The 6,861-nt window shown below is 61.1% G+C and carries 6 protein-coding genes; 4 read left to right on the plus strand and 2 right to left on the minus strand.

Annotated elements, in window-relative coordinates; all coding sequences use genetic code 11:
- The first annotated feature begins 790 nt into the window (after positions 1-790).
- Genes VF436_RS01625 through arsC form a run of 4 tightly spaced genes read left to right on the plus strand, consistent with a single transcriptional unit; the run spans position 791 to position 4,515 of the window.
- The gene (locus tag VF436_RS01625; RefSeq protein WP_330902230.1) at positions 791-1,699 is read left to right on the plus strand and encodes a ScpA family protein; all 909 of its coding nucleotides are present in this window, start codon (positions 791-793) and stop codon (positions 1,697-1,699) included.
- Positions 1,668-2,723, plus strand: coding sequence for an SMC-Scp complex subunit ScpB (gene scpB / locus VF436_RS01630; RefSeq protein ID WP_414649797.1), 1,056 nt, complete (start codon positions 1,668-1,670; stop codon positions 2,721-2,723). The genes VF436_RS01625 and scpB overlap by 32 nt, the downstream gene beginning before the upstream one ends.
- The gene (locus VF436_RS01635; protein ID WP_330902231.1) at positions 2,720-4,153 is read left to right on the plus strand and encodes a pseudouridine synthase; all 1,434 of its coding nucleotides are present in this window, start codon (positions 2,720-2,722) and stop codon (positions 4,151-4,153) included. Before scpB ends, VF436_RS01635 begins: the two co-directional genes overlap by 4 nt.
- A gap of 8 nt (positions 4,154-4,161) precedes the next feature.
- The gene (arsC, locus tag VF436_RS01640; RefSeq protein ID WP_330902232.1) at positions 4,162-4,515 is read left to right on the plus strand and encodes an arsenate reductase (glutaredoxin); all 354 of its coding nucleotides are present in this window, start codon (positions 4,162-4,164) and stop codon (positions 4,513-4,515) included.
- A 103-nt stretch (positions 4,516-4,618) separates the two neighbouring features.
- Here the strand turns inward: arsC and VF436_RS01645 are convergent, their stop codons facing one another.
- Together VF436_RS01645 and VF436_RS01650 are read right to left on the minus strand one after the other, a co-directional pair.
- Positions 4,619-5,419: an amidohydrolase gene (locus VF436_RS01645; protein ID WP_330902233.1), complete on the minus strand. Its 801-nt coding sequence runs from the start codon at positions 5,417-5,419 to the stop codon at positions 4,619-4,621.
- A complete protein-coding gene (locus VF436_RS01650; RefSeq protein WP_330902234.1) occupies positions 5,407-6,552 on the minus strand; it encodes a pyridoxal phosphate-dependent aminotransferase in 1,146 nt (381 codons plus the stop codon). Before VF436_RS01650 ends, VF436_RS01645 begins: the two co-directional genes overlap by 13 nt.
- Positions 6,553-6,861 lie beyond the last annotated feature (309 nt).

The following is a 6,861-nucleotide window of genomic DNA, read 5'->3' on the forward strand; positions in this document are numbered from 1 at the left end:
TCCCCACCGCCTATTCTTTAGCCGGCTGACCCTCCAGGCACCCCACCCGGAAAGCCCCCGTTTGTATGGCAGCTCATTGCCCCATAAAGAAGCAAGCCGCATGCCACAAGATAGTTCAATCCATGCCAATGATTCATTTTAAGCACGAGACGACAGAACTTCATCGTGCAAGCGAACAAAAAGATGGCACGCAGAACACAGGTTACGTGGTTGCGGCACAGCATCGTGACAAACCGAGCCATCGGCCGACACGATGGGTCACTTGATGCCCTACCCTGGCTCTCCCGGCGCTCACGACGCAACGGCTGAATGCAGGCGGCCGCCCGTACTGGACTTGTCGCGCGCCTACCATTACTCTGTCGGTCACGCGAGGGTCCTTAACGCTACCGAGCAAGCCGGTCAAAACCGGTGCCAGCGGTGCCAGACCCATGCTCTCAGCAGATCGCCAGACCATCAGTGACGTCAAGCTCGTCAGCTCATGGGCATGTGTCGACGCATCGGATCTTCTCTTTGCGACGGTACCGCAGCGATTGTGCACCGCGGCTCGCCTGACCGGAATCGCCTGAGCGGCTCCATCAAGCGGTGAACCGGGATGTTAATGGCGCGCGTGGCGTCGTGGCTGAACGCAGAAATATTAGATGGCTTCTGGGTCGCAAGGGTCGCCGCCTGACAACCGGCATCCTGACGGGGACATTCGTTAACGCATGCCGGATATCCGGCCGGACAGAACGGTTCCTAATGTGTTGAAAGCACAGCAAGCCGCGATCGGGCGGCCGAACGATATGTATTGATGAGCACCGAACCCGAAGCGGTTACAGCCCCGCAGGACGCTTTCGCGTCGGTACCGCAACAACAGGAAATGCCGCTGGCCATCGTGCGCGGCGAACCGATCCTGCAGATGCCGCAGGATCTATACATCCCCCCGGACGCGCTCGAGGTGATCCTCGAGGCATTCGAAGGGCCGCTGGATCTTTTGCTTTACTTGATTCGCCGACAAAACCTGGACATCCTGGATATTCCGATTGCCGAGATCACCCGGCAATACATGGAATACATCGACATGATGCGCGATGTGATGCGCCTGGAGCTGGCGGCCGAATACCTGCTGATGGCCGCCATCCTCGCCGAAATCAAGTCGCGCCTGCTGCTACCACGGCCGCCGACCGAGGAAGGCATCGAAGAAGACCCGCGCGCCGAATTGGTACGCCGTCTGCAGGAATATGAGCGGTTCAAGAAGGCCGCCGAGGATATCGAGGCCCTGCCCCGTCTCGAACGTGATACCACGGTGGTGCATGCCGATGTCGGCGAGCGCAACGTGATCAAGCTACCGCCGCCGCTGGATCTCAAGGAGTTGCTGCTCGCGCTCAAGGATGTCATGCACCGAGCCGAACTGTTCGGACATCACGCCATCAAGCGTGAAGCCTTGAGCGTACGCCAGCGCATGGGCGAATTGCTGGGTCGACTAAGCAATACCCAGTTCCATCGATTCGAAACGCTATTCGATGTGAGCGAGGGCCGGCTTGGCGTGGTGGTGACCTTCCTGGCCATGTTGGAACTGGCCAAGGAGATGCTAGTGGAAATTGTCCAGGAAGAACCCCTGGCGGCGATTTACGTGAAAGCCAAGGCCACGATGAGCGAGGAATCGACGGAAGAACCGACCTCCGAAGATGACGACCAAGCCGCATCTGCCTACGAATGAAGTATCCGCATCCGACCTGAAGGCCATGCAGATCGAGCAACTCAAATCCATCATCGAAGCCGCCTTGCTGGCAGCGACCCAACCGCTGACCGTAGCAAACCTGGGTGACCTGTTCATCGAGGAAGACGAAGTCGGCCGTGACGACATCGCCAAGGCGCTGGAAGCCCTGGGGGCCGATTGCCAAGGGCGCGGCATCCAGTTGCTGGAGGTCGCCTCGGGCTTTCGCTATCAGGTGCGCCAGGATGTGCACCCGTGGATATCACGCATGTGGACGGAAAAGCCGAGCCGCTATTCGCGTGCCCTGCTGGAGACCCTGGCGTTGATCGCTTATCGCCAGCCAATCACTCGTCCCGAGATCGAGCAGATTCGCGGGGTGGTGGTGTCGTCCAACATCATCAAGACCCTGGAGGAGCGCGAGTGGATTCGCGTGGTGGGCTACCGGGACGTTCCAGGCAAGCCGGCCCTTTTTGGAACGACACGCGGTTTCCTCGATTACTTCAACTTGAAATCGCTCGATGAATTGCCGCCACTGTCGGAAATTCGCGACATGGAAGATCCGCAGATGCGTATCGACCAGGAGCCGATTCCTGCCCGTGTCATCAAGGATCTACCTATCGATCCGGATGAGGAAATGGCGCCCGAGGAAGCCCAACTGCTACCTGAAAACCAGCAACAGGCCGAAGCCGAGGCACAGGAAAAGCCTGGAGAAAGCCAGGATACGCAAGATCAGGCTACCTCGCCGGAACAAGGCAGCCATACCTCTGACGATGAGTCGGCCAGCAGCGACGCGCAAACCCCGAACGTCAACGACGAGACCAACGATTTCCAGGTCTCGCCCGCCACGGAAGAAATCAACGCACAGGCCGTTAATGAGCCTGATGCGGAACATCACACCGGCGCTACCGGGCCGGTCGAAGACCCCGACCCGGCTGCAACGGCTAATGCCGACGACAGCATCACTGACAACGCGGACGCCGAACACGGCAAGTCCGATGAGCAAGATACCGAGGAGTACCGCGCATGAATGCGCCGCAGAAATCCGTCCTGACCCTGAAACGCGAACCACGCAACGACGACACTCCCGCACTGGAAGAGCGCCTGCATAAGGTGCTTGCCAATGCCGGGCTCGGTTCGCGCCGTATGCTTGAACAACGCATCCAGGCTGGCGAAGTCGAGGTCAATGGCACCGCTGCCAGCATTGGTGCCAGCGTGCATGCCGGCGATCGCGTTACGATCGACAGCAAGCAATTCGTGGTGTCCACGGATAACCGCGACGAGACCGAGGTGCTGGTTTATCACAAGCCCGAAGGCGTGGTGACCACCCGAGAAGATCCCGAAGGTCGTCCCACGGTGTTTGAACAGTTGCCGCGCCTGAAGGGTGCGCGCTGGGTTGCCGTCGGTCGCCTGGACATCAACACAACCGGCCTGTTGCTGCTGACCACCGATGGCGATCTGGCCAATGCGCTGATGCACCCCAAGAGCGGCCTGGAACGCGAATACCTGTGTCGTGTCCACGGCGAGGTGCCCGACGAAATCATCGAGAAACTCAAGGCTGGCGTGGAACTGGAAGACGGCCTGGCCCGCTTTGATGAAATCGCCATCATCAGCCGTGGCGGCAGCCACAGCTGGTTCCGCGTGGTAATTCGCGAAGGCCGCAATCGTGAAGTACGCCGCCTATGGGATTCACAAGGCTTCCTGGTCAGCCGCCTCAAGCGCATCCGCTACGGTAACGTCGAGCTGCCCCGTGCGCTGCGTCGTGGCGACTGCGAAGCGTTAGGCGAAGACCTGGTCAAGGACCTGCGCAAGATCACCGGCCTGGGTGCTCCGTCCCCCGTGCTGACGCTGAGCCCCGTGCTACATCAGCGTCGTGCGCCGCGTAATGTTACAGAATACCGTCCGGAGCGCGGCAGCACCCATGCCTGGGCTGGCGGCTATGCAGATGAAGCTCGCGAGCTTCGGGCATTCGATCGCATTCGTGAAGAGCCAACCCGTGGTAAGCAGCAGCGCCGCCGCCCGGGCAAGGAAGTCAACGGCAACGTCGCCCGCCCGGACCGCGGCCCCAGCGTCGGACGCCGCAAGAGCAAGCGTGGCGTGGCACCCGGGCAGGAACTGCCTTCGGTGCGTACTTGGTTTGCAGGCGATTCGCGCGAAGGTGGCGCGGCACGTGGCGGCCAGGGCCAGGGCCAGGCACGCGGCTTCAGCACCGGCGCCGGTGGTGGTCAGGGGCGCCGTGGCGGCAAACCCGGCGGTGCGGGCACGCGTGCCGGCGGCGCCAACCCGTACGGCGGTTTCTCCGGTGGAGGCCAAGGCGGTAATCGCGGCCAGGGCCGAGGCGGCAACTCCCGAGGTGGTCAGGGCGGTCGCCCGCAAGGCCAGGGGGGCGGCAATCGTCGTCCCGGCGGTGGTGGCAACGGTGGCAACCGGGGTGGTGGCAACCGCGGCGGCAATCGCTGATCGCGCCGATGGCGACCGCTGCCCGCATCTATCACAACGCGCGCTGCTCCAAGTCGCGCGCAACACTGTCATTGCTGCAGGACAACGGTTGTACCTGCGAAGTAGTCAATTACCTGCAGACACCACCCAGCGTGGCCGAACTGACCCAGTTGCTTGATCAACTGGGTATGACTCCGCGCGAATTGATTCGCAGCAACGAACCGGCCTATAGCGAGCTCGGACTGGATGAGCCTACGCTCAGCGACAGCGCCCTGATCGCGGCGATGGCCGCCAATCCTATACTGATCGAACGCCCGATCGTGGTGGTCGATGGCAAGGCTGCCATCGGCCGCCCGCCGGAATCCGTGCTCGCCCTGCTTTAGATTCCGACGACCAGACAACCGCCAGGCCTCGCATCGGCAAAGCCGCCTGCGCCGATGCCAAGGCAGGTGTCTTTGTTGTTCATTCCGGGGCTGTCGTCAGCGGTCAGATATCCAAGTGAAACGCATCGGCGTCCATCCAGGCGGGGAACCGCTCTCTGTGCGCCAGCAAAGGCACTGGATCAAGTACCACGGTAGCAATCTGCTGTTGGGGACCAAGCTCAATCATCGGTTCACCGACCGGGTCGATGATCGCGCTGTCACCTGCGTACGGAAGATCGTTGCCATCCACCCCCACGCGGTTGAGACCGATCACATAGGAAAGGTTTTCGATAGCCCGCGCTCGCAACAGCGTTCGCCAGGGCTGGCGACGCGGCGCTGGCCAGTTGGCGACGAAGATCGACAGGTCGTAATCCATGCCGCCCTCGCTCTGCTCCAGGCGACGGTTGCGCAACCACACCGGAAAGCGCAGGTCGTAACAGACCTGCGGCAGTATGCGCCAGCCTTTCAGATCCACGACCAGGCGCTTGTTACCGCCACCGTATCGCTTGTGCTCGCCGGCCATACGAAACAGGTGCCGCTTGTCGTATTGCTCGAAGCTGCCATCAGGGCGCGCCCAGATCAGACGGTTGTAGACCGTACCATCCTCACGAATGGCCAGGCTGCCGCAAAGTACCGCACCAACCTCCTGCGCCAGCGCCCGCATCCAGGCAACACCCTCGCCATCCATGGTTTCGGCACTGGCCTGCGTATCGTTGCTGAAGCCGGAGAGAAACGTTTCCGGCAACACGATCAGATCGCTGCCACTACCGATAGAACGTACGAGGCCACCGTAGTAATCACGATTGGCCGGCGCATCGTGCCAACGCGTGGCTCCCTGCACCAGGCTTACGGTCAAAGCTTGCATAGACGCTCCGCAGCAGCAGCCATGGTGGCGTCGCTCTTGGCAAAGCACAGACGTACGAGTCGCGTGCCCGGGGCGGTCTCGTAGAACGGAGTCAGCGGAATGGCCGCCACACCCGCGTGCATGACCATCCACTCGCAGAAGGCCACGTCATCCTCATCGCGAATGGCCGAGTAATCCACCAACTGGAAATAACCACCAGGCACATCCAGCAATGTGAAGCGCGAGGAAGCGATGAGCGCGCGGAAACTGTCACGTTTGGCCTGGTAGAACGCCGGCAACTCCAGGTAATGCTCAGGCGAGCTTTCCAGGAATTCGGCGAAGGCCTGCTGCGCCGGATGGAAGCTACAGAACGTCAGGTACTGGTGCACCTTGCGGAATTCGGCCGTTAGCGCCTGCGGCGCTACCGCATAGCCGATCTTCCAGCCAGTGCAGTGGAATGTCTTGCCGAACGAGGACACCACGATGCTGCGCCCGGCCAGTTCCGGATGGCGCAACACGCTTTGGTGATCGGCACCGTCGAACACGATGTGCTCGTAGACTTCATCAGACAGCACCACAATATCGGTGTTGCGCACGATCGCAGCCAGCTCATCCAGGTCCGTACGCGACAGCACCGCGCCCGAAGGATTGTGTGGGCTATTGATCAGGATCATGCGCGTTTTCGCGCTCACTGCATCGCGTACGCGTTGCCAGTCGATGCCGAACGACGGCACAGTCAACGGAATATGCACCGCACGCGCGCCCTGCAACTCGATGGCCGGTTCGTAACTGTCGTAGCAGGGATCGAACACGATCACTTCCTCACCCTGGCGCACCACGGCTGCGATCGCGGCGAACAACGCCTCGGTAGCCCCCGAGGTCACAGTCACCTCGGTCACCGGATCAACCTTGTGCCCGTACAGGCGCTCGGTCTTCAATGCGATTTGCTCGCGCAGGTTGGCCAACCCGATGCCAGGCGCATACTGGTTGCGCCCCTGGGCCATCGCACGCGTCACCGCATCGCGCAACGCCTGTGGCGGCTCGAAATCGGGAAACCCTTGCCCCAGATTGACTGCCTTGTGCTCGACAGCCAGCTGGCTCATCACGCTGAAAATGGTGGTGCCTACTTTCGGCAGCTTGGTTTGAATGGGCATGGATTCGAGGGCTCGGATATCTGGAAGTCTGGACGGCTAATTGGCCGATGCTAGCATGTAGAAAGGGCGAGTGAAGATGAGCGAGAAGTGAGCGATAGAGCCAGGCTCGCCATGGCGTGGTTTTGCGTGGTTTTGCGAGCTTTCGCTTGCTTCCAACCGCTGTTCGCTCACTGCTTGGCTCTCAAGGTAGTGGTCGCTTCGAACAATCGTCATGCACCTGCCGAGTAGTATCTGGCAGGTACTCGGCAAGATAGTCGACGAAGGCGCGCACGCCAGGCAGCAAGCCACGGCGACTAGGATAGACAAAGT

It is taken from the genome of Dyella sp., from assembly GCF_036384435.1.
Taxonomy (GTDB): Bacteria; Pseudomonadota; Gammaproteobacteria; order Xanthomonadales; family Rhodanobacteraceae; genus GSA-30.